The organism is Lysinibacter cavernae (assembly GCF_011758565.1).
GTDB lineage: Bacteria > Actinomycetota > Actinomycetes > Actinomycetales > Microbacteriaceae > Lysinibacter > Lysinibacter cavernae.
This window is the reverse complement of record NZ_JAAMOX010000001.1, coordinates 452,958-477,991: the sequence shown is the minus strand read 5'-3', so window position 1 is coordinate 477,991 and position 25,034 is coordinate 452,958. Positions and strand designations below refer to the sequence as shown.

At 59.7% G+C, this 25,034-nt stretch carries 24 protein-coding genes; 16 read left to right on the top strand and 8 right to left on the bottom strand.

Translation table 11 applies throughout. The annotated features are described in order from the left end of the window. Positions 1–11 precede the first annotated feature (11 nt). A complete protein-coding gene (locus FHX76_RS02260; RefSeq protein WP_167147360.1) occupies positions 12–1,247 on the top strand; it encodes a beta-ketoacyl-[acyl-carrier-protein] synthase family protein in 1,236 nt (411 codons plus the stop codon). Positions 1,248–1,364: 117 nt separating this feature from the next. After that, positions 1,365–1,793 carry a hypothetical protein gene (locus tag FHX76_RS02255; RefSeq protein ID WP_167147358.1) on the top strand — a complete coding sequence of 143 codons (429 nt, stop codon included), beginning with the start codon at positions 1,365–1,367 and terminating at the stop codon, positions 1,791–1,793. A gap of 24 nt (positions 1,794–1,817) precedes the next feature. On the opposite strand, the gene FHX76_RS02250 is transcribed toward FHX76_RS02255, so the two are convergent. Beyond that, the gene (locus FHX76_RS02250) at positions 1,818–2,321 is read right to left on the bottom strand and encodes a DUF3145 domain-containing protein (protein ID WP_167147355.1); all 504 of its coding nucleotides are present in this window, start codon (positions 2,319–2,321) and stop codon (positions 1,818–1,820) included. Between the two features lie 166 nt (positions 2,322–2,487). On the opposite strand from FHX76_RS02250, the gene FHX76_RS02245 reads away from it, so the two are divergent. The 6 genes from FHX76_RS02245 (at position 2,488) to FHX76_RS02220 (ending at position 10,449) form a co-directional block, all read left to right on the top strand. Continuing rightward, complete coding sequence (locus FHX76_RS02245; protein ID WP_208402413.1) at positions 2,488–3,057, top strand: helix-turn-helix transcriptional regulator; 570 nt, start codon at positions 2,488–2,490, stop codon at positions 3,055–3,057. Positions 3,058–3,578: 521 nt separating this feature from the next. Beyond that, entirely contained in the window at positions 3,579–5,213 is a 1,635-nt protein-coding gene (locus tag FHX76_RS02240; protein ID WP_167147352.1) for an ABC transporter substrate-binding protein, read from the top strand. A 54-nt stretch (positions 5,214–5,267) separates the two neighbouring features. Beyond that, a complete protein-coding gene (locus tag FHX76_RS02235) occupies positions 5,268–6,233 on the top strand; it encodes an ABC transporter permease (RefSeq protein ID WP_167147349.1) in 966 nt (321 codons plus the stop codon). Further along, positions 6,230–7,192 (top strand): oligopeptide ABC transporter permease, encoded by a 963-nt coding sequence (gene opp4C / locus FHX76_RS02230; protein WP_167147346.1) that lies wholly within the window; start codon positions 6,230–6,232, stop codon positions 7,190–7,192. Before FHX76_RS02235 ends, opp4C begins: the two co-directional genes overlap by 4 nt. Then, positions 7,176–8,675 (top strand): Sapep family Mn(2+)-dependent dipeptidase, encoded by a 1,500-nt coding sequence (locus FHX76_RS02225; RefSeq protein ID WP_167147343.1) that lies wholly within the window; start codon positions 7,176–7,178, stop codon positions 8,673–8,675. The genes opp4C and FHX76_RS02225 overlap by 17 nt, the downstream gene beginning before the upstream one ends. After that, the gene (locus FHX76_RS02220) at positions 8,668–10,449 is read left to right on the top strand and encodes a dipeptide ABC transporter ATP-binding protein (protein ID WP_167147340.1); all 1,782 of its coding nucleotides are present in this window, start codon (positions 8,668–8,670) and stop codon (positions 10,447–10,449) included. Before FHX76_RS02225 ends, FHX76_RS02220 begins: the two co-directional genes overlap by 8 nt. Here FHX76_RS02220 and FHX76_RS02215 read toward each other — a convergent pair. Further along, complete coding sequence (locus FHX76_RS02215) at positions 10,446–10,886, bottom strand: nuclear transport factor 2 family protein (protein WP_167147337.1); 441 nt, start codon at positions 10,884–10,886, stop codon at positions 10,446–10,448. The two genes, FHX76_RS02220 and FHX76_RS02215, sit on opposite strands and share 4 nt — an antisense overlap. 144 nt (positions 10,887–11,030) lie before the next feature. Here FHX76_RS02215 and FHX76_RS02210 point away from each other — a divergent pair, with 144 nt between their 5' ends. From FHX76_RS02210 to FHX76_RS02195, 4 genes are all read left to right on the top strand, one after another. Next, positions 11,031–12,785, top strand: a complete 1,755-nt coding sequence (locus tag FHX76_RS02210; RefSeq protein WP_386762156.1) for an MDR family MFS transporter — start codon at positions 11,031–11,033, stop codon at positions 12,783–12,785. A gap of 8 nt (positions 12,786–12,793) precedes the next feature. Further along, positions 12,794–13,264: a MarR family winged helix-turn-helix transcriptional regulator gene (locus FHX76_RS02205; RefSeq protein WP_167147335.1), complete on the top strand. Its 471-nt coding sequence runs from the start codon at positions 12,794–12,796 to the stop codon at positions 13,262–13,264. Between the two features lie 106 nt (positions 13,265–13,370). Continuing rightward, positions 13,371–14,342 carry a hypothetical protein gene (locus FHX76_RS02200; protein WP_167147332.1) on the top strand — a complete coding sequence of 324 codons (972 nt, stop codon included), beginning with the start codon at positions 13,371–13,373 and terminating at the stop codon, positions 14,340–14,342. 242 nt (positions 14,343–14,584) lie between these two features. Further along, the gene (locus FHX76_RS02195) at positions 14,585–16,999 is read left to right on the top strand and encodes a hypothetical protein (RefSeq protein WP_167147330.1); all 2,415 of its coding nucleotides are present in this window, start codon (positions 14,585–14,587) and stop codon (positions 16,997–16,999) included. Between the two features lie 240 nt (positions 17,000–17,239). On the opposite strand, the gene FHX76_RS02190 is transcribed toward FHX76_RS02195, so the two are convergent. Beyond that, complete coding sequence (locus FHX76_RS02190; RefSeq protein ID WP_167147328.1) at positions 17,240–17,449, bottom strand: hypothetical protein; 210 nt, start codon at positions 17,447–17,449, stop codon at positions 17,240–17,242. A 225-nt stretch (positions 17,450–17,674) separates the two neighbouring features. On the opposite strand from FHX76_RS02190, the gene FHX76_RS02185 reads away from it, so the two are divergent. After that, positions 17,675–18,046, top strand: coding sequence for a hypothetical protein (locus FHX76_RS02185; protein ID WP_167147325.1), 372 nt, complete (start codon positions 17,675–17,677; stop codon positions 18,044–18,046). A gap of 59 nt (positions 18,047–18,105) precedes the next feature. On the opposite strand, the gene FHX76_RS02180 is transcribed toward FHX76_RS02185, so the two are convergent. The 4 genes from FHX76_RS02180 to FHX76_RS02165 form a co-directional block, all read right to left on the bottom strand. Further along, complete coding sequence (locus tag FHX76_RS02180; protein ID WP_167147322.1) at positions 18,106–18,630, bottom strand: hypothetical protein; 525 nt, start codon at positions 18,628–18,630, stop codon at positions 18,106–18,108. An 897-nt stretch (positions 18,631–19,527) separates the two neighbouring features. Continuing rightward, positions 19,528–19,869, bottom strand: a complete 342-nt coding sequence (locus FHX76_RS02175) for a hypothetical protein (protein ID WP_167147319.1) — start codon at positions 19,867–19,869, stop codon at positions 19,528–19,530. A gap of 591 nt (positions 19,870–20,460) precedes the next feature. Beyond that, entirely contained in the window at positions 20,461–21,039 is a 579-nt protein-coding gene (locus tag FHX76_RS02170; protein ID WP_167147316.1) for a GNAT family N-acetyltransferase, read from the bottom strand. An 816-nt stretch (positions 21,040–21,855) separates the two neighbouring features. Beyond that, complete coding sequence (locus tag FHX76_RS02165; RefSeq protein ID WP_167147313.1) at positions 21,856–22,134, bottom strand: hypothetical protein; 279 nt, start codon at positions 22,132–22,134, stop codon at positions 21,856–21,858. Between the two features lie 503 nt (positions 22,135–22,637). Between FHX76_RS02165 and FHX76_RS02160 the strand changes: the two genes are divergently transcribed. From FHX76_RS02160 to FHX76_RS02150, 3 genes are all read left to right on the top strand, one after another. Beyond that, on the top strand, positions 22,638–22,802 hold the full coding sequence (locus tag FHX76_RS02160) for a hypothetical protein (protein ID WP_167147310.1): 165 nt from the start codon (positions 22,638–22,640) through the stop codon (positions 22,800–22,802). 444 nt (positions 22,803–23,246) lie between these two features. Beyond that, positions 23,247–23,645, top strand: coding sequence for an SHOCT domain-containing protein (locus FHX76_RS02155; protein WP_167147307.1), 399 nt, complete (start codon positions 23,247–23,249; stop codon positions 23,643–23,645). 131 nt (positions 23,646–23,776) lie between these two features. Beyond that, positions 23,777–24,094 (top strand): hypothetical protein, encoded by a 318-nt coding sequence (locus FHX76_RS02150; RefSeq protein ID WP_167147304.1) that lies wholly within the window; start codon positions 23,777–23,779, stop codon positions 24,092–24,094. 75 nt (positions 24,095–24,169) lie between these two features. Here the strand turns inward: FHX76_RS02150 and FHX76_RS02145 are convergent, their stop codons facing one another. Further along, on the bottom strand, positions 24,170–24,943 hold the full coding sequence (locus FHX76_RS02145; RefSeq protein ID WP_208402412.1) for a hypothetical protein: 774 nt from the start codon (positions 24,941–24,943) through the stop codon (positions 24,170–24,172). Positions 24,944–25,034: the final 91 nt, after the last annotated feature.

Genomic DNA, 25,034 nt, shown 5'->3' with positions numbered 1-25,034 from the left:
GAGAAGTTGTTTTGACCAAGAAAATCGTTGTAACTGGCCTTGGTGCCACCACACCACTCGGTGGAACAATGACGGACTCGTGGACCGCGCTGCTTGCCGGCGAATCTGGGGCCACGACCCTCGAACAAGAATGGGTTGCCAAGAACGAGCTCCCAATCACCTTTGCAGCTCAGGCCAAAGTGCCTGCTGCCGATATTCTTCAGCGCATCGAAACCAAGCGCCTTGATCCTTCCAGCCAGTTTGCCCTCATCGCCGCGCGCGAGGCCTGGGCAGACGCAGGCACCCCCGACGTAGCACCTGAACGTATTGGCGTTGACTGGGCAACCGGCATCGGCGGCGTATGGACCCTGCTCGACGCATGGGACACCCTGCGCGAGCGTGGACCCCGCCGCGTCCTTCCCATGACTGTCCCCATGCTCATGCCAAACGGCCCAGCTGCCGCGGTTGGCATGGATGTTGGCGCACGCGCCGGCAGCCGCACGGTTGTGTCGGCCTGTGCATCCAGCACCGAGTCGATCATCAACGCCGTTGAGCACCTGCGGGCAGGCTATGCCGATGTCATCATCGCCGGTGGCTCTGAGGCCGCGATTCATCCGCTGCCCATCGCATCCTTTGCCGCAATGCAGGCGCTCTCAAAGCGCAACGACGAGCCGGCAACGGCTTCGCGCCCCTACGACGTCACCCGCGACGGTTTTGTACTCGGAGAAGGCGCTGCAGCGCTCGTGCTCGAGACGGAAGAGCACGCGTTAGCTCGTGGCGCACGCATCTATGCCGAGGTAATTGGCGGAGCGGTCACAAGCGATGCCTACCACATCACCGCTCCTGACCCAGAGGGCAGTGCCGCTGCCCGCGCGATGCTTGAGACGATCGAGCTGAGCGGCGAGAGTATCGACGCGGTTGCGCACATCAACGCGCACGCAACGTCAACTCCCGTTGGTGACATCGCGGAATACAACGCGCTCAAGCGCGTGTTTGGCGACCGGCTGCACAGCATCCCGGTTTCGGCAACAAAGGCATCAACCGGGCACCTTCTTGGTGGGGCCGGAGCGATTGAGGCGGCCTTTACCGTGTTGGCCCTCTATCACCGCACGCTGCCGCCGACGATCAACCTGACGGAGCAGGACCCAGAAATTCCGCTTGACGTCGTCACGTCGCCTCGCCCGCTTGGCGAGGGCAAGCACCTCGCCATCAGCAACTCGTTTGGCTTTGGCGGCCACAACGCGGTAGCGGGATTCCGCACGGCGTAATCGCTGCACTCTCGTGGGGTGCGTTTTCGTTCGTGGGGTGCACTTTTCTGCACCCCACGAGTGGGAACGCACCCCACGACTGCGTTAAGCTGTGGTCACGAGTGAAAGAGGACGTTCATGGATACACGCCTGATGACCAAACTCTCTCTTGGGGCCTGTCTTGTCGTTGGGATACTCGCGGCAAGCGGATGCGCAGGAGAACCCGCATATGAGGCACTCAGCAGGCCAGCCCAGGCTGCCGATGCGGTTGGCAACGCGGTCCTTGCCGATGCTCAATACGACCCAGACACAGCGCGTTTTATCGCCGATTGGGACAGCTACTCCGTCTACCTCGCAACCAAAACCGATGACGCGGGCAAAACCTCCCCGTGCATTGTTGTCCTCGAACAACCACTCACGACGTCCAACTGGGCGGGCGCCTGCGGAGACGCGACCGGACCAGTCACCCTCGGCTTTGACGGGCACGTGTTCCGAATCGCCACGGAAGGGGCCAATCCAAGCGAGACCGGATGGACCAAGCTCGACACCAACGTCTACGTCAGGTAGGGAGAACGCACCAGCGCAGGCCGGCTAGCTTGAGCGTTTGAGCCACACAACCGTCGCGTCGTCGCCTGCATAGCGGAATGGCTCAAGCTCGTCGTCCCAGGCCTGTCCAAGGGCGAGACGCAGCTCGCGCTGCAGCTCAAGCATTGACGATCCAGCTACCTCCATGGCGTAACGGAGACGGTCCTCAGGTACAACGGCGTTGCCGGCCGCATCCGTCTGCATATGGAAGATGCCAAGGTCAGGGGTGTGCAACCAGCGCCCTCCGTCGGTGCCTTCCGCGGCATCCTCAGAGATCTCGAAGCGAAGCTGTTCCCAGCCGCGCAGGGACGAGGCGACAAGGGCCGCAGTACCAACCGGGCCGTCCCAGGCGAATTCGGCTCGCTGGGTTCCTGGCAGGGCACCCTGCGGGGTCCACGTGAAGTTGACGGAACGACCAATAGCGCGGCCCATTGCCCACTCGAGATGTGGGCTGAGCGCGCGCGGGCACGAGTGCACATACAGCACTCCGCGGGTGTTCTGTGATGCCATGTTGTTCTCCGATCGACTCGTTTCGTCTTCCCCAACGTCGAGCTCTCGAATGATTTGCATCACGTGTTCAGTTACACAGACGATTATTGCGAGAAACCCGCCAAAAGACAAGCATTTGATTGGCCTGTCGCTGCTCGCTGTGATGTACTTGAGACAGAACATACCCGTGGGGACCCTTGAGGAGGGGACAATTTCGATCAAGCACGGCATCCTGGCGCTCCTCACACAAGCGCCGGCCTACGGCCTCCAGCTGCGAAATGAGCTCCACGCTCGCACCCTCCGCGACTCCCCCATCAACGTTGGGCAAATCTACGCGACGCTTGAACGGCTGTCTGCGGCTGGACTCGTCGCCCAGGATGCGCACACCGACGATGGGCTTCCCCTGTATCGCCTGACGGATGCCGGTCAATCGACGGCCGACGAATGGTTGCGCTCTGCGATCTACGGTCCTGGCTCGGCGTGGGATTCCATGGTTTTTCAGGTCATGCTCGTTCGGTCGCTGCCCGGTGTAGATTCTGCGCCGCTGATCGCGTCAACGCGCGAATACTGGCAGCGCATCAATTTTGAAGCCCAGGAGCAGTATCAGCCAGATGTCGCCCACGACCTCCGCTCCGGTTCGACGGAGGCCCTGAGCCGGGCAGCCCTCGGCTGGCTCGATCAGGCCGAGCAGACGACGGATGCCGGGATGCGCGTGTCGCAAACCCGCCCGCAGCGAGGCCGCCCGGCCGCTCGCTAGCCGTTCCTCACCCCTCCCCGTAGCCGCTCCTCGCCCCTCCCCGTAGCCGTTCCTCGCCCCTCCGCGCCAGCCGTTCCTCGCGCCTCCGCGCTAGCCGCTCCTCGCCCCTCCGCAGATTTGGCACAAATCCACCGACCCCGCTGCCGTTAGGTGCATTTGCGCCAATACTGTCGCCTGACCCGACCATCACGGAATGGGATCGCGGCAGCACGGCCTGGCATCGCGGCAGCACGGCATCGCGGCAGCACGGAACGAGTTCACGGCACGGGATCACAGCACAGCATCCCGAATCAATTCGTTACGGCTGTCGAGTTTCCTACGACAGCCGAGTCAGTATTCAACCCGCGTGTTAATGGGAATGTTCCCGAGCTATTCCTCGGTGACAGAACATGACGTGCCTTTTCGCCGTATTTCGGGCGTTCTGCGGACAACGGATGCGCGACTGTACGTTTCTTTCAACGACGCAGCCCCCGACCCGTCACCACACCCCATCAGACGCTGAGTGCCCGGAGGACCATCCCATGAAAAACCGAATATTGACCGCCACACTTGCCGCTGTGGCCGTGACAACGCTAGTTGCCGGCTGCAGTGCGCCAACAGGCCCAACCGGAGCAAACGCCGATACCGTTGTGACGGGCGAGGCGAGCACCATCCGCTACGCGCTCTGGAGCTCACCAAACGGCACGTTCCACCCGGAGCTGTACTTCACCGACTACGATCGGGCGATCATCTTCAACGTGTACAGCCGCCTCGTGACCCTCGATGAGCAGCAGGGCTTCAAGCCGTCCCTCGCCGAGTCCTATGACTTCAGCGAAGACGGCAAAACCCTCACGCTCAAGCTCAAGGAGGGCGTGAAGTGGCACGACGGCAAAGACTTCACGGCAGAGGACGTGGCCTTCACGTATTCCGCGATTGCGGATGCCGGCTGGCCAACCGATACGCCCGAGTTTGCGACCTACCTTGAGGGCTTTGAAGCCTACAACTCGGGCGCGGCTGACAGTGTATCCGGCATCAAGGTCGTCGACCCAACGACGGTATCCTTCTCGTTTACGACCCCGTACCTCGCGGCTCTCGCCTACTTCGCCGACCGCCCGGTACTCGCAAAACACGTGTGGGAATCGACTCCGGTCGCCCAGTGGAACGACGCGACCGAGCTGTTGAACAACCCGGTCGGCACCGGTCCCTACAAGTTCGTGGAGTTTGTGCCAGACCAGCACGTCACGCTCGTACGGAACGAGGACTACTTTGGTGGAACCCCTCAGACCGAAAACCTCATCTTCAAGGTCAGCAACCAAGAGACGGCGCAGACGGAGATCCTCAACGGAGACCTCGACATCGCCGAGCTGTCGTCCTTCAACGAAGACGACCTGTCAACCTACACGGATGCGGGCGTCAACATCGTGGAACAGACCGGCGTTGGCGGGCAGTACCTCACCCTCGACACGACCGACTCACGGCTCTCTGACGAGCGGGTTCGCCAGGCGCTCGTCTATGGCATCAACCGGCAGGGGCTCGTCGACAGTTTGCTGTACGGGCACGGGGAACTCTTCAACACCAACGCGCATCCTGACGACCCTGCCTACCCGACTGGTCTCAATGAGTACGCTTACGACCCAAAGAAGGCGAAAAAACTCCTGAGCGATGCTGGCTGGACCGACAGTGACGGTGACGGCATCCTTGACAAGAACGGCGAAAAGTTCACGTTCACCATCAACTTCCCAACGGGAAACAAGACGCGGGAGCGGTCGGCACCGATCATCCAGCAGAACCTCAAAGACCTTGGTATCGAAGCCGAGCTTGTCTCTGCTGACTTCAATTCGACCCTTTCCATCCTGCAGAACCCAGAAACCGAGTTTGACGGCGTCCTCATGGGAGGCACCTTCCGCCCAGGAAAGTACGACAACGACTTCTGGTGGGAGCGCTACCAGGATGCCGAGCTCGACTCGCTCTCCGAACAGATCAACTCGACCGTTGATCCGAAGGAGCAGCAGGGATTCGCCGGTGAGTGGCTCACAAGCCTCAACGAGAAGGCCATCCGGGTTTGGCTGTACTCCCCCAATATCGGGTACGCGGTCAATCCCGCGGTGACCGGCTACAGCCCCTACCCGTACGAGCCGTTTGCCAACATCGTTGACTGGGCCGTAACCGCCAACTAGCAGGAGCGGGGATGCCGGGGCCGAGTGCCAGCCCCTGCATCCCCGTGGAGAATTATGAAGCTGTTTCTACTCAAACGCACGCTCATCGCCCTTCCCGTTCTGTTTGGCATTTCGGTCATCGTCTTTGCGCTCATCACGCTGCAGCCCGGAGACCCGTATGCGAGCATGATCGACCCATCGGCACCACCAGAGGTCAAAGAAGAACTCCTCCAGAGGGTCGGCTATTACGACCCGCTCGCGGTCAAATACGTCAAGTGGCTCGGGAGGGCCGTGACCGGCGACTTTGGCTATTCCATTCACTATGGAGCACCAGTGCTCCAGGTGATCGGCAGCCGGATTGGCGCGACACTGACGTTGGCGGCCGCTGCCCTTGCGCTGACGCTAGTTGTGTCAATTCCGGCCGGAATCTACGCCGCCACCCACCGCAATCTTCGCGGCGACCACGCGATCACCGTTGTGAGCTTCGTGCTACTTTCGGTTCCCACGTTTTTTCTTGGCATGGTCCTCATCAAGATTTTTGCGGCTGATCTCCACCTGCTGCCGGCCTCCGGTATGCGCTCCGTTGGAGTCAGCACCGCCGGGCTGGCCGGTGTCGCCGATGTTGCCAGCCACCTCATCCTGCCAGCTGTTGTTCTTGCGTCGCTCAATATCGCCGTCTTCAGCCGCTACCTTCGCGGTGGGATGTCGGAGATTCTTGGGCAGGACTTCGTTGTCCTCCTGTATGCAAAAGGGCTCAGCCGAAACGCCGTGATCTGGAAACACGGTTTGAAAAACGCCGCAAAACCGCTCATCACGATTCTGACGCTTGAAATACCGGTCCTGCTGTCTGGCGCGCTGTTGACGGAAACGGTGTTCTCGTGGCCGGGCATCGGGCGCCTCAACTTCGAGGCAGTACAAAACCGCGACTACTCACTCCTGATGGGAATAATCATGATGCTCGCCCTCATTACCCTCGTTGCCAATCTGCTCGCCGACGTGCTGTACGCCGTCGTTGACCCGCGAGTGCGGGTGGCGAGATGACCGCGGAGACGATTGCGACGAATCGCGCGAAGCGGCGGCCGGATACGCTCGCCCTCGTCAGCGTCGCGGTGCTGACCATCATCGTTGGAGCGGCGCTTGCTGCACCGCTCCTCACCCCGTTCGGCCCAAACGACATTGACCTGAGTAATCTCGAAACCGTGCCAAACGGCACTCACCTACTCGGAACCGACGAGCTCGGTCGCGACGTCTTTTCTCGCCTGCTCTATGGCGGACGTGTCTCCGTCCTTGTTGGTCTCGCAGCCGTGGTGGTGCAGTTGGTCATCGGCATCACGCTCGGTTCACTCGCCGGATACTGGGGTGGGGCAGTCGATGGTGCGGTCATGCGCATCACCGAAATGGTCATGTGCTTTCCGTTCTACGCCATCGCGATCTGCCTCGCGGCCCTGCTCGGGGCAAGTGTCTGGAACGTCATCCTCATCATCGGAGTGCTTGGATGGACGGGCCTCGCCAGGCTCGTGCGAGCCGAGATGATGTCTGTCCGCAAACGCGAGTTTGTACAGGCCGCAAATATCCTCGGCGTGCGGCACCTCACGATTGTAACCAGGCACCTGCTGCCAAACGTCATCGGCCCAATCCTTGTCTATGCCACCCTCGCAGTTGCCAACGGGATCCTCGCCGAAGCGGCCCTCAGCTTTCTCGGGCTTGGGGTAAAACTGCCGGAACCCAGCTGGGGCAACATGCTCTCCGCAGCGCAAAGCATGCGGGTGCTCGGCACCGAACCGTGGCTCTGGATTCCGCCAGGCGTCTGCATCGTGCTCATGGTGCTCGCGATCAACGGCATCGGAGAATCCCTTCGCGCCCACCTCGACCCCCGCTCACACGCAACACTCAACGACCTTCGGCCCCGGCGGTTCCGTTTCAAGCGCCAGCCAATCGATTCACGCAGTACCGCAGAAATCACAACGACGAAAGAGAGCACCAATGCCAAACCTCACTGAGCAAGAACTCGCCATCCTCGAACGCGTCGACGGCTGGATCGCCGAGCACTACGACGAATACGTTGCCGACATCGTGACCTGGGCAACCGTGCCAAGTACCGCGAGGCCAGACGAGGCCACGCCAGGGGCGCCGTTTGGGCCAGACGTCGCAAAAGTATTTGAGGTTGCTGCGGCACGGGCGGCCGAGCTCGGCTTTGCCGTCGAAGAACACGATGGCTATGCCATTTCGGTACTGAGTGGCACGGCAGGCGACGACGCGAGCCAGGCAATCGGCCTCGTCTCCCACCTCGACGTTGTGCCAGAAGGCGACCACTGGACGCTGGAGGCGTATCAGCCGATCGTGCGCGACGGCTTCATTATTGGCCGAGGGGTATCGGACAATAAGGGTCCCGCTGTTGGGGATCTCTACCTGCTCCGACTCTTTCGCGACCTTGGCATCCCACTCAAGCACAGCCTGCGCATCATCTATGGTGGCGCAGAAGAAATCGGAATGGGCGACCTCGCTTATTACGCGACGAACGGTCCCATCCCCAAACTCTCGATCGTGACTGACGGCCCGTTCCCCGTGAACTATGCCCAAAAAGGTAACCTCAACGTTCGCGTCTTCCTACCAACCGGCCCAGCCCTTGCCGGGTTCACGGCGGGTGTAGCAGAAAACGCGGTCCCGGCATCCGCCACCCTCGTCCTGCCGGACACCACACTCGACGAGGTTCGCGAGGCACTGGAGGCGGCAAGAGCTGATTATCGGGACCTCCTCGATCTCTCTGCCGACGGCTCAGAAGTCACTATCGTTGCCCACGGGCACTCAGGGCACGCGGCTTTTCCGGAAGGCACCCTCAACGCGATCCTTGTGCTTTCAACCGCCCTCGTTGAGGCCGGCCTCTTGAGCGGCACCGACCTCGAAACAGCAGTTGCCCTCGAAACCATCCTCGCAACACCATACGGAGACGGCTCAGGGGCGGCACGCGAAGATGAAGCCTCCGGCCAGCTCACGCAGAACGGCGGGCTTATTCGCCTGGCTGAAGGGGGCATCTACCTCCACCTCGATATCCGTTACCCCGTCACGGCCGACCACAACGAAATCATTGATGCCATCGCCGAAACCGCCGCACGTTTTGGCGGGCACGTTGCCGATTACGAGCACGCCCAGCCCTTCTACATTGAGAAGACGGACCCGGTTGTCACGCTGCTCCAGCAGTCCTTCAACGACGTGCTTGACGCCACGGCCGAGCCGTTTGCCATGGGCGGAGGGACGCACTCTCGCGTGCTGCCACGAGCCATCACGTTTGGGCCTGGCCTCGGCCGAAACCTCGCGGGCCTTCCGGATGAGTCGGTCGGCGAACGACCCGACTTCATCCCCGCCCACCACGGCGGGGCACACGGGCCAGACGAGTTTGTCCGAATCCAAAACCTCATCACTGGGCTGCGCATCTACGTGATAGCCCTGATCCGCCTCGACGAGCAGCTGTCAAGCAATGACTGAGCCGGCGCTGCGCGTACGTAACCTGCGAGTCACCTTCGGAGCGGAAGCGGCACGACCGGTCCCGACTGCCGAGGGCAATTCGGCGGTCGTTGCGGTGCGGGATGTGAGCTTCTCAGTGCGTCGAGGTGAGGTGCTCGCCATCGTGGGCGAGTCCGGCTCCGGCAAATCGGTCACCGCGCTCTCGGTGCTGAATCTGCTCCCAACCACCGCAACACGAGCTGGGTCAATTACGCACGACGGGCGCGAGCTGACCAGCCTGACCCCAGAGCAGCTCTCGGGAATCCGTGGAGGCACCATCGCTATGGTCTTTCAGGACGCCACGGCTGCCCTCGACCCGGTGTTTACCGCCGGCTCACAGCTCATCGAGACCATTCGGGTTCACCATCCGTCGCTGAATAAGGCCGAGGCACAAGCGCGGGCCCTCAAGCTGCTCGCCGACGTTGAGCTGCAGGACCCGGAATTAACGCTCACGCAATACCCGCACCAGCTATCCGGTGGGCAATGCCAGCGTGTTGTCATCGCCATCGCGCTGGCCGGTGAACCGGAGATACTCATTGCCGACGAGCCAACAACCGCCCTCGACGTGACGGTGCAGCGTGAAATCCTCGAGCTACTGCGGCGCATCAGCGTCACAACGGCCGTCTTACTCATTACCCACGATATGGGGGTGGTTGCGGATCTTGCCGACCGCGTCGTTGTCATGCGACACGGAGAAGTCGTGGAAACGGCCAGCGTTGAAGACCTGTTTGCCAGACCACAGGCTGACTACACTCGCACATTGCTTGCGGCGGTGCTCACGCCCGGCACAAGCGCCAAGGATCTGCGACTGGATGGCGCCTCGGCTGTCTCGTCAGCCCCTGTTGGCATCGATCGCACCGCCTTGCACAGTATCGCTGCGGTGCGATCCGCGGATGATTCTCAGACCACCACCGCATCCGTCACGAGTCCAACGCTTGCGCTCCGCGATCTCACGGTGCGGTACCACGGAACACCCGGCCCATCGGTGAACGCCGTCAGCCTCAGCATCCTGCCGGGGTCAATCGTAGGTCTGGTTGGCGAATCAGGGTCGGGAAAAACATCCATCGGTAAGGCTGTGCTTGGGCTCTCCCCCGTATCTGAGGGGCGCATTGTGCTTGGCGGCGTTGACCTCAACGCTGCGCGCCATCGTGAACGACGGAGGCTGCGCCAGCAGATAGGCGTTGTGTTTCAGAGCCCCTCTGGTTCACTTGACCCACGCCGGACCATTGGCAGCAGCATTGCCGAGCCGTTCAGCGCAACCGGCCGCAGAAACCGCGCAGAAGAATCACGGCGGGTGGCCGAGTTGCTCGACCTGGTTCGCCTTCCAGCTTCGTGGCACAGTCGCTTTCCCCACGAACTCTCCGGAGGCCAAAAGCAGCGCGTGGCCATCGCGCGAGCGCTCGCGCTTCGCCCCGAGCTTCTGATCGCCGACGAACCGACCTCGGCACTCGATGTTTCGGTCCAGGCCGAAATCTTAGATTTGCTGAGTGCGCTCCACAGCGAGTGGAGTTTCTCTTGCCTGTTCATTAGTCATGATCTTGCCGTCATCGACCGGTTATGCGATCGCGTTGTGGTGCTCCGCGACGGTGCGATCGTTGAGCAGGGAGCGACCGAGCGTATCCTTTCAGCACCCCAACATGAGTACACAAAGGCACTCCTTGCGAGTGCCCCGGTTGCAGACCCAGCGGCGCAGCGCGCACGGCGGGCCGAACATAACCGATCAGACAAACGCGAGCTGCAGCCGACGCCGGCTTAGGCCTGCGCGGTCCCGCCCTGCTGCCACACGTCCTCGTGGATGTGCGTCAGACGAAGGTCCCCATCAATGCGGGTGAACAACGCGGTGTTTCTGGCACGCTCCGAGGCGAGGGGCGTTCCAGCTGCATCCTCAAACTTCACCTCAAGGATGAAGCATGCGATGAGGTGCTCTCCGCGCGCAAACACGCGAAGGTCGTGCACGACCAGGTCGGTTTCGCGCTGATTTGGGTTGACCGGGCCGCGTGCTGCACGGACGGCGGCAAGATCACCATGACCAACGATGAGGTCGTGGCTTGCCGAATCAAACATCGTAAACTCTGGGGCCAACAGGCCGTCGATGATGCTCGGGTCCCCGGCGAGGTACCCGCCGTACATGTTCGACAGAAGGTTGGCAACTTCGGTCTCGGCGGACAGGGCGGTGTTGGTGTTGGCGCTCATTCCATCGACTGTATCGCACGAACGCTCATGCCCTGTCGCCGCAGCGCGTGAGGCCATGTTGACCAGCAGATTGACCAAAGCTCTACTTGACCAATGTCAACCAATTCCATATAGTTGATGTTTGTCAATGATTAAAGGAGCTTAATGTCTCGTCCAGATTCCACCCCCACCGGCGTGAGTGAGCCACACACCGCGCCAATGACGCACCGCCAGGTGTTGCAGGCCCTCTCCGGCCTCCTCCTCGGCATGTTTGTGTCAATGATCGCCTCGACCGTGGTGAGCACCTCGCTCCCCATGATCATCTCCGACCTCGGCGGCGATCAGTCCTCGTTCACCTGGGTGGTTACCGCGACCCTGCTCGCGACAACCGTCAGCACGCCCATCTGGGGCAAGCTCGCTGACCTCTTCAACCGCAAGGTCCTGCTCCAGCTCGCGCTCATCATCTTTGTTGTAGCCTCGGCCATCGCCGGATTCTCGCAAGACACCACCATGCTCATCACCATGCGTGTCTTCCAAGGCCTCGGCGCGGGTGGACTCGCAGCCCTCAGCCAGATCGTTATGGCCGACATCATCAGCCCCCGCGAACGCGGTAAGTACGCTGGCCTCTTTGGGGCGGTCATGGCCGTTGGTACCATCGGTGGCCCACTGCTCGGCGGCGTTATTGCCGACAGCCTCGGCTGGCGCTGGAACTTCTTCGTAGCGCTTCCAATCGCGATTGCGGCACTGCTGCTCCTGCAGTTCACACTGCACCTACCAAAGCGCGCCGCACGCAAGGTCAAGATTGACTACCTCGGCATTGTTCTCATCTCGGCCGGCATCTCAGTGCTTCTGCTCTGGGTCAGCTTCGGCGGCAGCCAGTTCGAGTGGAACTCGACAACCTCATGGGCCATGGTCGGCGGCGCCGCGCTCCTGCTCCTGCTCGCAGTCTGGGCAGAGCTCAAGGCAGAAGAGCCAATGATCCCGCTCTCAATGTTCAAGAACCGCACGTTCACCCTTTCGGTTATTGCGAGCATCTCGACCGGCGTCGCCATGTTTGGAACCTCCGTCTTCCTCAGCCAATACATGCAGCTCGCCCGCGGTGCGACACCAACGGAATCCGGCCTGCTCACCATCCCCATGATGGGTGGACTGCTCATCGCCTCGACCATCGTTGGCCAGCTCATCAGCCGCTTTGGCAAGTGGAAGCCCTACATGCTCGTCGGCTCGGTGTTCATGATCATTGGGTCCCTCCTGCTCAGCACGCTGCACTATGACACCAACTTCTTCTTTGTTGGAGTCTCCATGTTCACGCTCGGCGCTGGTGTTGGAATGCTCATGCAGAACCTTGTGCTGGTCGTTCAGAACTCGATCGAGGTCAAGTTCATGGGCGTCGCAACAAGCGCCGTAACCTTCTTCAGGAGCCTCGGTGGAACCATCGGGGTCTCAGCGATGGGCGCCATCCTCGGCAACGTGGTTGCGAGCAACATCACGGAGAGCATCGCCGGCTTGCAGCCAGAACAGCAAATGGCGGCAGGCAAGGCACTCGGCGACGGCACGATCCCCAAAATTGCCGAGCTTCCCGACTTCCTTCGGATCGTTGTTGAGTCGGCATACGGCAACGGAATCGGCGCGGTATTCCTCACCGCCGTGCCCCTCGCCGTTGTGACGCTCATCGCCGTCGCATTCCTCCCCAAACAGGAACTTGGCACGCTGAGCGCCATCCAAAGAGCAAACACGGAGAAGGGCGCAGCCAGCAACGGCAGCGTTCCCACCGAAACTGCCGCCGAGAAACTACAGGATGAGATCGAAGAGGTCGAAGACATACTCATCGACGTCAGCACGGCATCCGTTGCGCTGCCACCGGTAGGCCTGTCTAACCCAACGCCCCCGCACGAGGGCCAGGGCTCGAGCCGTAACTAGGCGCTCCGATGGGCAGCACAAACCAAGAGCCCCGGCTCAACGATCCGGCAATCGCCACGATTGAAGAGCAGTTCAGCCTGCTCTTCAATCGGGCGAAAACCGCGTGGAGAGAAGCCGCGATCAGCATTGATCCCGGCCTGCAGCCGTTCGGCTACAAGATGGTCAGCATCCTTGCGAGACGAGGCCCAATGAATGCCGGCGACCTCGCCACGCTCCTTGAGACCGATAAGAGCGTCGTGAGCCGCCAGCTTCGGATGCTCGAATCGCTTGGCCTCGTTGAGACCGCCGCTGATCCGCTTGATGGGCGGGGGCGCATCCTCTCAGCCACGCCAAAAGCAATCACCGCCCTGACGGACGGCCGCAACCGGCCACAGGAACGGGTGCTGCACACGCTGCGCTGCTGGAAACTCAGCGAGGTTGAGGCGTTTGCCGAGCTGCTCTCGAAACTCAACGAAGACACGCTACAAAACGAAGAATAGCCGGGCGTGGGGTGCAAGGTGTCGCACCCCACGCACGGCCACCAGGCCACACGAGAGCCGTATTTGTCACGCTTGGCGGGCAGCGGCACCTACGCCGTCACATAGGATGAAGGTCCACGTTTGCGCCGTTAACACGACCGCGCCAGCCCAACCGACAACCTCAGGGGAAGGCGCCTCGGCCACGACCTCACACAGCTCAGGCATCCCTCAACCCTTCGACACACGCTCACTCACGGCCCCGGCCAGCCCAGCTGAGATCAGGGCGCACGCCCGCGGACTCGAACGCAATGCTGGCATTCGGGCTCGGCCGTCGTGGTTCAACGTTGGCTTCGCCATCGCAGTCATCCTCATGATCGGCATTCCCACCTCCATTCTCTTCGGGATCCTCGCACTGGAACAGGGAATCGTTTGGGGCATCCTCGCCACCGTCATTGCTCTCGCGACCATCAGCGCCTGCGTCCTCGTTGTGTTCACTGCGGCAAGGCAGGTCAGAGCAGAACCGGAGCAGCGATTTCGGCTCCAGCAATTCGCAGACGATAATGACCTGCTCTACGTTCCAACCGCATCAGAGCTGACCTACACCGGCCGCATCTTCACACGAGGCCAGGAACGTGTCGCCCACGACGTCATCCGACAACGAGACGATTCCTTCGAGGCCGCCAACTACAGCTACGCGACCATCGGATACCGGGGCACCCGTATCGTTTGGGGCTGGGGCTATGTGACAGCCCCGATCGCCGGATCGGCTCCCCCACTCTTGCTCGACGCGATAACGAATAATGGCGCATTCAACGACGGCATTACCAACCCCTTCGAAGCACTCATCCCCACTCACCGATCTGCGCCAGACGGGGCGGAATTTAGGTTGTGGGCGCGTCCGAGTGACCGCACTGCCGCCAGCACATTTGTCAGCGATGAGCTTCTTCACCAGCTTGCCCGGCGCCCTGCTGACCTTGAAATTGTTCATGGCCGCGTATTTCTTTACGTACACGGCTCACTTGAGCTCACGGACCCCTCGATCTGGGCCTGGGCGCAGCAGACAATACGAGCCATTCAACAGCGGGCAGCAGAAGGGTAACAACCAACCTCGACCGCACTCGAGCGTTGATTCCGACCCAACCCACGGCAACACCCACAACCCAGCAAGTAAGGTTTGCCTAACCTTATGCTATGGTATTGCACTGAGGCTTGCCTTACTCACAACATTCCCTCCGAATCACCCGCCGCATCGATCCGTCGGCCGGGTTCTCTCAACACGCTTTGGCGCGCGCAGAAACGCTCAAACGCGCGTTCCCAACAATTCGAAGGAGCACCGCATTCATGAGACAACAACGTACGAGGGCGAAGGGGATGCTCGCCGCGGCACTCATCGCACTGCTCACCGCAGGAGGCCTCACCACAACAACGGCAGCATCAGCAGAGAACAGCGGGGCGACCACCGTCACCAAGGCGTCATTCCTCTGGGGCGTGAACGGACAGTACCAGGGTGGCAACCCCGCCAATAGCACGTGTAACTATTTCTCAGCGGGCGAACAGCTCTCCTATGCGGCCGAGCGAGGCAACGCCCACGTCGTCCACGACTCAGGTTCAGGTTTGGTCCTCAGCTCTGAAGCAACAAAATGCAGTGGTGCCTCCGGCTCGTCCTACACACAGCTCATGCTCCTCACCAACGGAACCGGCACCGCCGACACCCGCACGGGCGAAGCCACGATCGCGTGGGACGGCGCGATCGTCGCAAATGCATACGGAGGCCTTGTTCCCTGGTCAATGAGCCAACTCAGCCTCAACGTTGACGCGTCGGGTACGGGAACGCTGGCGGCAACGCTTGGCGGATTCGGCTCGTCTATGGAGAATCCCGATGTCCTGATTCCCCTTGAGAAGGAGCGCGTCACCCTCGCAACGTTCCCAGCGGTCACCGTGACCGAGCATGGCATCGTTGTGCAGCCCGACTACGCGGGAGTCGAAGTTACCGTGCCGGTGGACGGAGGGGTGCCACAAAACCGGACGGTCGAGGGCTGGGGATCCTGGCCACAGTCCGTCGTCGACTTTCACATTCGCTCCGGCCTTTCCTCATACTGGTACAGCAGCGCAGGGGCAGCCGATGCGTCAAAGGGAGCCTCGGCCTTCACCGTGCAGTTCGATGGTGCACCCGAAGTGATCACGAAGGCGACTCCTCCCGTCATCACAGCGCAGACAAAGGTGCAGGTCACTCAGCCGGTGATCAACGGCCGGTCCGTCACGGTAACGGCTGCCGCATCAAACGCCGATTCCCTCCAGTGGGAGCGCTCACTGACCAGCAGTAGCAAAGGCGCGTACGAGGCAATCCAAGGACAGAACTCCGAAACTCTCTCGTTCACCGCATCCGCAGCCTGGAACGCAAAATACGTCCGCCTGGTCGCAACCAATGCCGACGGTACCGCCATCTCGCTCCCGGTTATGACCCTGACAAGCGATTTCAAAGCACTACAGTTCAACAGCCAACCAGCCTCGGTCATTACATTCTCTGGATATCCGGCCCGGCTCGTTGCCATTCCCGCGGGGTTCCCCTCGGCAATCCAAGCCAAAAACCGCGTGGAGATAAGCTATGACGACGGCGCAACCTGGCAGGTGATTCCGGGAACAGAGGGGGCGAGCACCGCTGCCAGCACGTTTCTGATTCCGCAGACGACCGCCAATCAGGACGGCGCGCTGATCCGCGCCTCCGCGTCGAGCAGCGAAGGCCGCGATTTGGGCTCCCCCGGCGCAACCATCGCTTCCGACCCCGTCAGGCTGACGGTACTCCCCGCAAACGGTTCCGGCCCGCAACTCGCCGCCGTGACAGATGGACCAGTGGATGCCACAACCGAAACGACCGTCACGATCGTTGGCGCCGGATTCAGCGTCCCTGCGTGGTCTGAGGCTGCTCCAAATATCCAGTCGTTCCTGGATGTTGCCCTCTTCGATGCGAGTGACTGGCAGCCAGGAACGGGCGGGCTCACGCGCATCGACGGCATCACCTATTCGCTGGGCACCTGGGTAGGCGACACGAACCTTGGGCAGGGCCAATTGCTTCGCCAAAACGGCACCTTCTCAATGACCGCCACAATTCCAGCGGGCGTCCTTGATCCAACGGGCACCTACGGGGTTGGCAGCTACAACCGATCAAACGACGGCGTCAGCGGGGACAACACGTGGACCGATCGCAGTAACGATGTGTGGGCAGCACTGCAACTCATCGAGCAGCCGAGCGCTGAGTTTGTGCCAGACGAGGCAGAACTCACGGAAGCAACCCGAGGCGAGGTATCCGTGCCAAAGACGGCCACTGCTGGCAGCACAATCAGCGTGACCCTCGATGATCAGCACGTTGGGAACGAGGTCAAGGTTTTCCTGTTCTCCGAGCCGCTCTCGCTCGGAACACCAACCGTTTCGGCGACTTCAACGGTTCAGGTCAGGATTCCGGCCTCCGCAATTGGCGGGCATAAGGTTGCCGTGTACGGCGCGGACAACCAGCTCATCGGTTGGGATGCAGTCACAATCGTTGCGGCAAACACAGGCGGCACCGGAACCGACCCCGTTGTCACGGGCGAGAATGGGGCAATCGTCTCCGGATCAGCGAACCGCAACGCAGCGCCGAGTCAAGCGGACGGTCTCGCCGTCACCGGGATCGCGACCCAAGAAGCAATGGGTCTCGCGCTACTGATTGTTGCGCTCGGCGGCCTGATGCTGACCGCCGCACGCATGGGGCGTCGGGCATAAGCGCTGCAGACATCCGCTGCTGAGGCTTGGTCTCCGTCGTGTTCCAGAGTCGTTCACGACGGAGACCAAACTCGCGTCACGCGATTGGGCATCGGCCAGCCGCCTGAGTTTGTCTCAATCGCTTTGCGTAAGATTTGGCCGGCGTTGCCCTCTTAACGAAGGGCAACAACAAAACCGCTGTGATTGATGACGTCACGACGGTCACGTTGTACGGGTATGTATGCCTGTCGTGCCAGCCCTTCAGTCTTCCGCACAATCGAAAGCAGAGCCTTGTCTTCCCTGTTCATAAATCGCCACCAGCCCAAAACCACCAAGGCGGCGGTCACGCTCCTTGGATTGGGCCTGTTTTTCCTCCTGCTCAACATCATGTTCACCGTTGTGTCTCTCCGCGATAACCCTGGAATGAGCTTCTTTGAGCTCTTCTTCGCCACCAGAGATTCCAACGGCCATTTGCGAGGAGCCGCCATCGTCTGGGCCTGGGCTCCTGTTGTGCTGTTGCCACTCGGGGCACTTTTCGCCTGGATTGCCGTGCGCAGAGGTGCGCGCCAAGCGAGCAACTAGCGGCCGAGCGGCCCCAACCGGGGCCGCCAACATCCTGAGCTCGATCAGTGATCGTCTGAGCCAGAAGCTCCGGCCACGGCAGCTGTCCTGAACGACGCCCTTTAGAATGAGCGTATGAGTTATGACCTCTATTTTTGGCGACAGGACGATTCCATCACTGATACGCCGAGCGCGCTGCTCGATAGGCTTTGGACTGGTCATGTCGCAGGCGTGAGCGAACTCGATTTGAGTACGCTGCAATCGAGCGTACTCGGATCGCTGCAGGGGTTCGCGGTTGAGTCTCACACACCAATACAGATCATGCTCCAACGACAGTCAGGTGGCGCCTTTGACCTTGGCTGGTCATCACAGCTGGTCTCGGTCTCCGCCTATGGCGATGTCACTGGTGATGACTGGAACACCATCATCGATGTCATGAATGCTGCGGGAATGGCGGTCTACGACCCCCAAACCGATGAACGCTTCTTCCAACCAGAGTTGCCGTAATCGCGCAAACAGCGTCGACCTGATTGAGAGCAGCATCGCAACATGGCGCAGCGGAGATCCTAGTTGGATACGTATAGGCAGGTCACCGGCTGAAACCCGGTCGTCTGCTCGGCCGCTACTGCTTCGCCGTTCACGGTAATCTCACACGAGATGTTGCCCCGTTCGCCGTCGACATTTTTTGCAAACAACACCAGCTTATGAAACCCTTCGGTTTCCGCCGCCGTCAGCGTAACGGTCTCGCTCCACGGCAGGTCGTGCTTGGTGGTATCACCGTTTGAATCGGCATCCGTCAGCACGACCACGTTTCGGACCAGCGCCGTACCGGCATCGCCGGTGACCCTGAACTCGACTGTGGTCTCAGCCGTGGTTTCAGCGGTTTTGTTGACAAGGCCGGGGGTCTCGGCCACATCCGGGTTTGATGCGTTCGGTGTTGGCGGCGCAGACGGTTGAACGGATGCCGACTGTTGTGGTTGCGCCGAATCGCTCGCCGCGCAACCGGAAAGCGTCATCACACCGATAACTGCGAGGACAAGTACGGGTCGAATAACCGAGGATCGAGAACTGGTACCAAACGGTTTGCGCATTTCTTTTCCTTCTCTCAACGTGACACACACTCTGTTCAGCCGCGTCAGCTTCCCAATAACAAAACACGTGCCGTCTCTGAGGACGTTCAGCCTCCCCCACATGACGCAGGCCATGCCCCGGATGGCTCCGTTGTCACTCCCACGCGACCTCAAATTTGCACAGCATGAAAAGCACAATATGTGCCGCTGGCTCGCCCTCCAGACGCAGCACAAACCTCACACAATCGGACGAAGTCAAGACGGTCGACAGGCTAGATCGTCAAGCCGGTGCCCGCTGTGCAACAAGTCACTCATTGACCAGGCTGGCAAATTTACGAGCATTAATAAACTATCACCGCGTCCTAGAATTGCCAAGCTTCCAGGATGCAGACAGGACGCTCAACCAACTCGCGATCGATACGAGGCCCGGTTATCCCGGCGCTGCGGGTCCCGGCACTGCGGAGCCCGGTGCCGCTGACCGCGATGCCAATGGAGATCACACGTCAGAGCAAGGCTTGCACCCACGTCGCACCGGAGCATCCGCATCAAGAAGACCAGGCAGCGGACAGCACAATCGTGACGAGCGTCCTGAAGGCATGGGAACCCGCCTGAGGAGGCGCCGAACAATATCATCCTTGCTGCGGCCTCCCCCTGGCCCTGTGTGTAGGTCCCGCCGCTGATGAGCTGTGAATGACGCGCGAGCAGCTGCAAACGTGTTGTCTGGAAAAGGGAGTTGCTCAGCGACAGCATCTATAACGAGCTCCGAAATTGCTCGCACGAACAACTTGGCAGATGCAGGATCGCGTCCTCTATGGTGGGCCTTCGTAAGCGCCATTTGCCACAGGTTCAGGCGAGTTTACTCATGTCACGATTCGTAAAAACTCACGCAACGTTCGAAGAACAAAACGACCACTCGCCTCAGTTATTGGCGTAAACCGTCAGCCGTTCGAAGATGATGTGATCCGTGAGATTGGTGAAGCAAACCGTATTCGGGCCGGCCATCGCTCCACGAAAGCTGTAAACCCAGTCTCCATCGCCCCAACCAGGTTTGGAGGTGCTCGCCGCGCCTGGTCCTTCGACCCTGAGCCCTGCGAACGAACCAGGACTCACGTGAGCACGCACAGTTGATTCGAGGTTTCGCTCATCGACTGAAACGGTGACGCACTTTTCTTGACCGGGGAAAAGCAGCGTTGGAATATGTTCGGACACAAGCACCCAGAGAAGAGCACCCGTCACAACGATGCTCACGATGAGAATCACCGTCTTCTCCAATTTAACGTTCTTTTTGGCGCGGGAACCATGCGCTGCTGTGCCAGGTTCCGCCAGGGGATTCTCCAAAGTTCAAGTCCTCGATCTCAATTCGGTAAGGTGCAGGTCTCCCCTGCTCAGGAACTGGTCGGCACCAGATGCTGTTGTTTAGCGCCCCCTATGGTTGCGAGCATCGTTGTCCTTCGGCAAGTGAGAACCATGGACCATCTGCTCAGGGCAGCACCTAATGGTTAAGAGAACTTCTGCTGCAATCTATTACGTCGCCGCTCGCCTGGAGCACAACCGCAAGTTCGGTGATTGCTGGCGGGTCACCTTGCATTTCACGCATCTTCGTGAGCAGTCGCTTTTTCTTCTCGCAGTACTTATGAACTCTCTTGTGCAATCTGTGAAAAGTCGCTCAAGTTTGTGAATCTCGGCGGCGAACAAGCATCGATTGTCTGCGCTGAAGCGCATGGTCATCTCAGCGAATACCGCATGACTCAGGGTTTTCCCGACTTGGAAATCGTGACCACACACAACCTTTTTCGTGCGACGCTGCTCTGCCGTGCAGGAACGCGAGGCACAAACTCAACGCAGGATGATCTATCCTTCCCGGGTGATACCGCTCGCCCGGCTGGCCCTCATGACCCAGAATCCAATCGTCTGGATATCTGTTGCAAACGGTTGCTCGCCGATCACAGTGAAGCCGCTCCGCTCATACATTCGCCGCCCGGCCACGTTGGTTTGGAGAACGTCAAGCCACACGGTGAGTTGTTTGCGCGAATTTGCAAGGTCGAAGACAGCACCCATCAGTGCTGCACCGTATCCTCGACCTGTCGATTCCGGGGCAAGATAGATCTTTTCGAGCTCCATTCCGGCAATGCCATTGACCGGATCAGGTCTGTCGAAATTAACCTTGCAGTAGCCAACGACTCGGCGCTGTGTGTCCATCGGAAGATCTGCATCAGCTGCTGGGCCGAGCGTGGCTACGAGGTAGCAAGTGCGCCCTGACCGAATCTCCGTTGCAATTCGAACCTCGTCGAACTGATCGGCCAGGTAGTTTTCCAGCGCGGCCGGTGACCAGATTGAAGCGAAGTGCTCACGGTAGGTGCTTGCGCCTATCCTGCGCAGTTCGGGAGCGCTGGTGTGCGTCGCCGGGTCAATCCTCAGAAAGCCACCCATCTGCACTATTCCTTTCTGCCGCGAACGCTGGAAAGCGCCAGGGGCAACCTCAAGCGCAACGGTGGGACTCGGTGCCGCCTGTGGAATGATCAACGACAGAGCCCTCGCGGCCACCTCCATTATGGCGGCTCGGCAACGTGGTCAAGAACGGGAGCCCCTCCGTGGGAAAAGATGAGAGCCGCGAAAAGCAGCGTGGTGCCCGATACTCGAGTGAGACCAGGTGCTGACCCGTTTCGAGACTATTGGCATGAGCCGGGTAATCCGAAGGAACCATCATTCGGAGGACGGGCAACACACAACGATTCAACAGGATTCATGCAGATCTGCACGAGGCAAATAGTCGTGATCTCAGCACCTATCTGATCAACAGCAAAGTACGTTGGTCAGAGCAGTATCGGCACAAGATCCGTTCCAGCGTCGTCATTTTCTAGACGTGGGCTCACCTACAGAGGATGATCGACAGAGGATGATCGATTCCAACCCAGCGCAAGATCTCCTCCTGGTTCCCAACAGACGAGCATCATCGATGACCACTAACGTGGTCGCACTTCTCCCGACGAAATACTGCCCGGCAGGCTCGTCGGTAGTAGGGTTCGTTTACTGTGCCTTCTCGTCGCGATGTAATCGTCGCAGTTGATTCAAAAAAGACGGATAAACTGCGGTCCTGTCCAGAGAACGCAACACAAACGCTAGTCGCTGCGATTCGTTCAGCTGGTAGAGAGGCCCGCTACCCGCATCGCAATAATTCGCCTCGCCAGGAAACGTGATTGAACTCAGTAACAGTCAACAACGTCCAGCTGAAATTCGAGGTATCGTCTAGAACACCTCAAAAGCGACCACAGCGATACCTGACAGTTCGATTTCAAGACGGCTGGAAAGGATCTCGGCCTGATCAAGATGGGCTTGATGATTCGCAGGGGAATCCCAGCCAAAACTAAAATGCTCTAGCCAGAAATCCGTCCAAACGCGCAGTTCATTCGTTAGCGACAACGAGAGTCCAAGCGCTTCGGGCGTCTGCATATATGCCTCTGTCCCGGTTTCCCATAGCGGCCAGGGATTACCATCGTCTGGAAAAAATCGAATGACACGATTCATTTCAACCTCGCAATCACGGAGCATGGGAGTAGACGGATAACCACTCGTTAGATTATCCGAGTTGTCTGCACCTGCGGACACTACGCTAAAGCTCGATATTGGGGTGGAGCTTCATGCGGTTCTTCTCTGCCCCTGGGGAATGCCAATTGCGATGGCAACCGCTCCGCTATATCCATAGGGTGCGGGACTGGAACCCCTCGGTGCGCCGCGGCAAGCGAGAACCAACCCAGCCAAGGGCAAACCCAGGGCGGCGGAACGTGGGGCGTGCGGGACTTGAACCCGCGACCGACGGATTATGAGTGGGTTTAGCGGGGGAAGTCATGGAGATTCATAGGGCTGCATAGGGAGCCATCAGTGGGGCTTTCCCCTGTGATTTCAAGCCCTTTTGGGCATATCGAGATTCACGAAGATTCATGGGAACTCAAATAAAACGCGAGGTTTGCCCCACGTTTGCCCCACGAACCGGTTTTGCCTTTGCCTCTATTCGGCAGCATGATTCAGGTATGGCTTCTTTCACTGCAATGCTCCGTGCAACCGCTACTCGCGAGGTAGAGGTGCAGGGTGACCACAAAGCTGACGCCGAGGCGAAGGTGGTTGCTCAGATCGCTGCCGAGGGTGGCGGCTGGGAAATGGAGACGATCAAGATGATCTCCAAGGACGACGCATAGCGTCGACGCCCTGGTGAGCCGCTGATTGCGCCATTACGGTGTGCAGCATGGACGACTTCTACAAGGACCGCGCTGAGGCAATGGTGCTCGCGCGTGATGCTGGTGAGACATATGTGCAGATCGGCCTCGCGTGAAGTGTGACTGATACACGAGCCAGGCAGATAGTGGTTGTTGAACGGGCACGTCTTCTTCGTGCCGGCGCTACACGTTCTTGAGTAGCCGACGCTTCTTCTCGGAGTACCTTGCGGGCTCGGCTTTGCCATCTGCGGAGGCGCTGCGACTCCACCTTGACAGAAGGTTGGGGCCGCTTCTTCGTCAACGGTCAACCTACACACCTCCGACTCAGTACAGTAATTGTTAGGCACCAAGCCTCACAGCAGGCGCAGCAACCTGCTTGCTGACAAACCCAGCACAATCACTGGACCTCAACACCAAGGAAAACAAATGACCCTCAGCAGCCTCTTCGCAAGCGCATGGGACGTAGTCGTCTTCATGTTCTGGATCTTCGTCTTCATCACCTACCTGACAGCGCTTTTCTCTGTCATAGGCGACCTGATCCGCGACAAGCAAACCAATGGCTGGATCAAAGCCCTCTGGTTCGTTCTCCTCATCTTCGTGCCGCTGCTGACAGTCCTCGTGTACTTGATCTTCCGTGGCCGCGGAATGACAAAGCGCCAGATCGCTGCAGCAGAAGAAGCGCGCAAGGCAACGGAGGAATACGTCCGTAACGCTGCCGGGCACAGTTCAGCAGATGAAATCGCCAAAGCGAAGTCACTCCTCGACGCCGGTACCATCACCGCTGCAGAGTACGAGGCGTTGAAGGCTAAAGCCCTCGCCAGCTAGGTTCTCGTTGAGGGCGGCCTTCGCATTAGCGGAAGTCGCCCTTTTCTGTGTTCGGCAGGATCTTCACCAGCAACATGTTTTCTTCGTCCATTGTCAGTGGCCCGGCGTACACTATCCCCATGGTCGAGCGTTTGACCCGCAATCTCGTGCGGCTCTCCCCGGGCCTCTATGGCGTGCAAACCGACGACGGTACGCCGCTCTGTTACATCCGCGAAGTAATGGCTTCCACCGGGATTATCGTGCGGCAGGTATACGCCTACGGGAAACCCCGACACGGCGGCGTCCCCATCCTCAGTAGCTTCCCCGCAGCACCGGCATTCCTCGACGAAGCACGACTGCGAGAAGTGCCACTCGAAGACGTAGTACAGTCGTGCCTGCAGTTTGCTGACTACCTACTTGAGGAAAAAGCCAAGCTACGCCCACCAGATGACCCCCGGATTTACCGTTAGCCAGAAATAGTTAGAAGCTACCATCCGAACGGCCATAGACCCACCGGAGTGAAGCTCAAACGTAGACTCGCATCATCATTTTGTCTCCTCGGGACGCGTGTCAACTGGGTCGTCGGGGAAATCCCAGTTGTCCGCGTTCTCGGGAGTTGGCGGGACTGCCCAGAAGTTAAGCTTCCCGTCCTTCTCTACCGGCCAGAAACCCCAACCCAAACGTTTGAATGCGTCCCTAACAATCATTGGCGTCTCACTCATATGAGGAGCGGCATCAGCCGTTACCATGTTGCCATTACTGAGCGTAAAGATGAGTTTAGGGCTGAGCTCATTACCCAAGTCCTTACATCCCTCCCGAAGGTGAGATAGCTGACCTTCTGCATCCTTCGGAGAGATCAGCAACGCCGCGCTGCTGCCAGGAGCAAGGAGAACCCCGCCAGACTTCGGCTTCTCGTCGAGAAGTCCGTCAAGTGGAACAAAGCTGTGATTCGAATGGAACATCAGATGAATGGGATTGACCGCGCATCGGTAAGGAATGACGGCACTGTCCAAAACCAAGTGTGCTTCGAGAACGGTGATCGGCACCCTACCCTCGTTGGTTATGACCGTCCAATACTTCGTGTGGCTCGTTATGGTCCCGTCGGGAGTCGTGGACATGGGTTCGAACTGCTGAGTAATTTTATCGCGTTGAGCACTGTCCTGGGCGATTGCGTTGGCTTGCAAGGCGACAACCAACGCCACGATAGAGGCAAGAGAGGCAGTAATGCCAAAAATGAAGTTGACCATCTTCATCCAGTGTTTTTCAGGAGGGTTTCGAGCAGCAATCACGTCGGCTCGACATCGGGGGGATTTCGTCATGACACCAAACTACTCGACGCAAAAAGCTATCGTCTGCTGAATTTGTTACACATTTCCGCAATCACTCGCTAACGCAAAAAAGCCCCGCCCT

Coding starts and splice junctions, on each gene's coding strand:
- FHX76_RS02255 (WP_167147358.1), top strand. CDS start 1,365: ATGGATACACGCCTGATGACCAAACTCTCTCTTGGGGCCTGTCTTGTC.
- FHX76_RS02250 (WP_167147355.1), bottom strand. CDS start 2,321: ATGGCATCACAGAACACCCGCGGAGTGCTGTATGTGCACTCGTGCCCG.
- FHX76_RS02240 (WP_167147352.1), top strand. CDS start 3,579: ATGAAAAACCGAATATTGACCGCCACACTTGCCGCTGTGGCCGTGACA.
- FHX76_RS02235 (WP_167147349.1), top strand. CDS start 5,268: ATGAAGCTGTTTCTACTCAAACGCACGCTCATCGCCCTTCCCGTTCTG.
- opp4C (WP_167147346.1), top strand. CDS start 6,230: ATGACCGCGGAGACGATTGCGACGAATCGCGCGAAGCGGCGGCCGGAT.
- FHX76_RS02225 (WP_167147343.1), top strand. CDS start 7,176: ATGCCAAACCTCACTGAGCAAGAACTCGCCATCCTCGAACGCGTCGAC.
- FHX76_RS02220 (WP_167147340.1), top strand. CDS start 8,668: ATGACTGAGCCGGCGCTGCGCGTACGTAACCTGCGAGTCACCTTCGGA.
- FHX76_RS02215 (WP_167147337.1), bottom strand. CDS start 10,886: ATGAGCGCCAACACCAACACCGCCCTGTCCGCCGAGACCGAAGTTGCC.
- FHX76_RS02210 (WP_386762156.1), top strand. CDS start 11,031: ATGTCTCGTCCAGATTCCACCCCCACCGGCGTGAGTGAGCCACACACC.
- FHX76_RS02205 (WP_167147335.1), top strand. CDS start 12,794: ATGGGCAGCACAAACCAAGAGCCCCGGCTCAACGATCCGGCAATCGCC.
- FHX76_RS02200 (WP_167147332.1), top strand. CDS start 13,371: ATGAAGGTCCACGTTTGCGCCGTTAACACGACCGCGCCAGCCCAACCG.
- FHX76_RS02195 (WP_167147330.1), top strand. CDS start 14,585: ATGAGACAACAACGTACGAGGGCGAAGGGGATGCTCGCCGCGGCACTC.
- FHX76_RS02190 (WP_167147328.1), bottom strand. CDS start 17,449: ATGGCCGTTGGAATCTCTGGTGGCGAAGAAGAGCTCAAAGAAGCTCAT.
- FHX76_RS02185 (WP_167147325.1), top strand. CDS start 17,675: ATGAGTTATGACCTCTATTTTTGGCGACAGGACGATTCCATCACTGAT.
- FHX76_RS02180 (WP_167147322.1), bottom strand. CDS start 18,630: ATGCGCAAACCGTTTGGTACCAGTTCTCGATCCTCGGTTATTCGACCC.
- FHX76_RS02170 (WP_167147316.1), bottom strand. CDS start 21,039: ATGGGTGGCTTTCTGAGGATTGACCCGGCGACGCACACCAGCGCTCCC.
- FHX76_RS02165 (WP_167147313.1), bottom strand. CDS start 22,134: ATGAATCGTGTCATTCGATTTTTTCCAGACGATGGTAATCCCTGGCCG.
- FHX76_RS02160 (WP_167147310.1), top strand. CDS start 22,638: ATGGCTTCTTTCACTGCAATGCTCCGTGCAACCGCTACTCGCGAGGTA.
- FHX76_RS02155 (WP_167147307.1), top strand. CDS start 23,247: ATGACCCTCAGCAGCCTCTTCGCAAGCGCATGGGACGTAGTCGTCTTC.
- FHX76_RS02145 (WP_208402412.1), bottom strand. CDS start 24,943: ATGACGAAATCCCCCCGATGTCGAGCCGACGTGATTGCTGCTCGAAAC.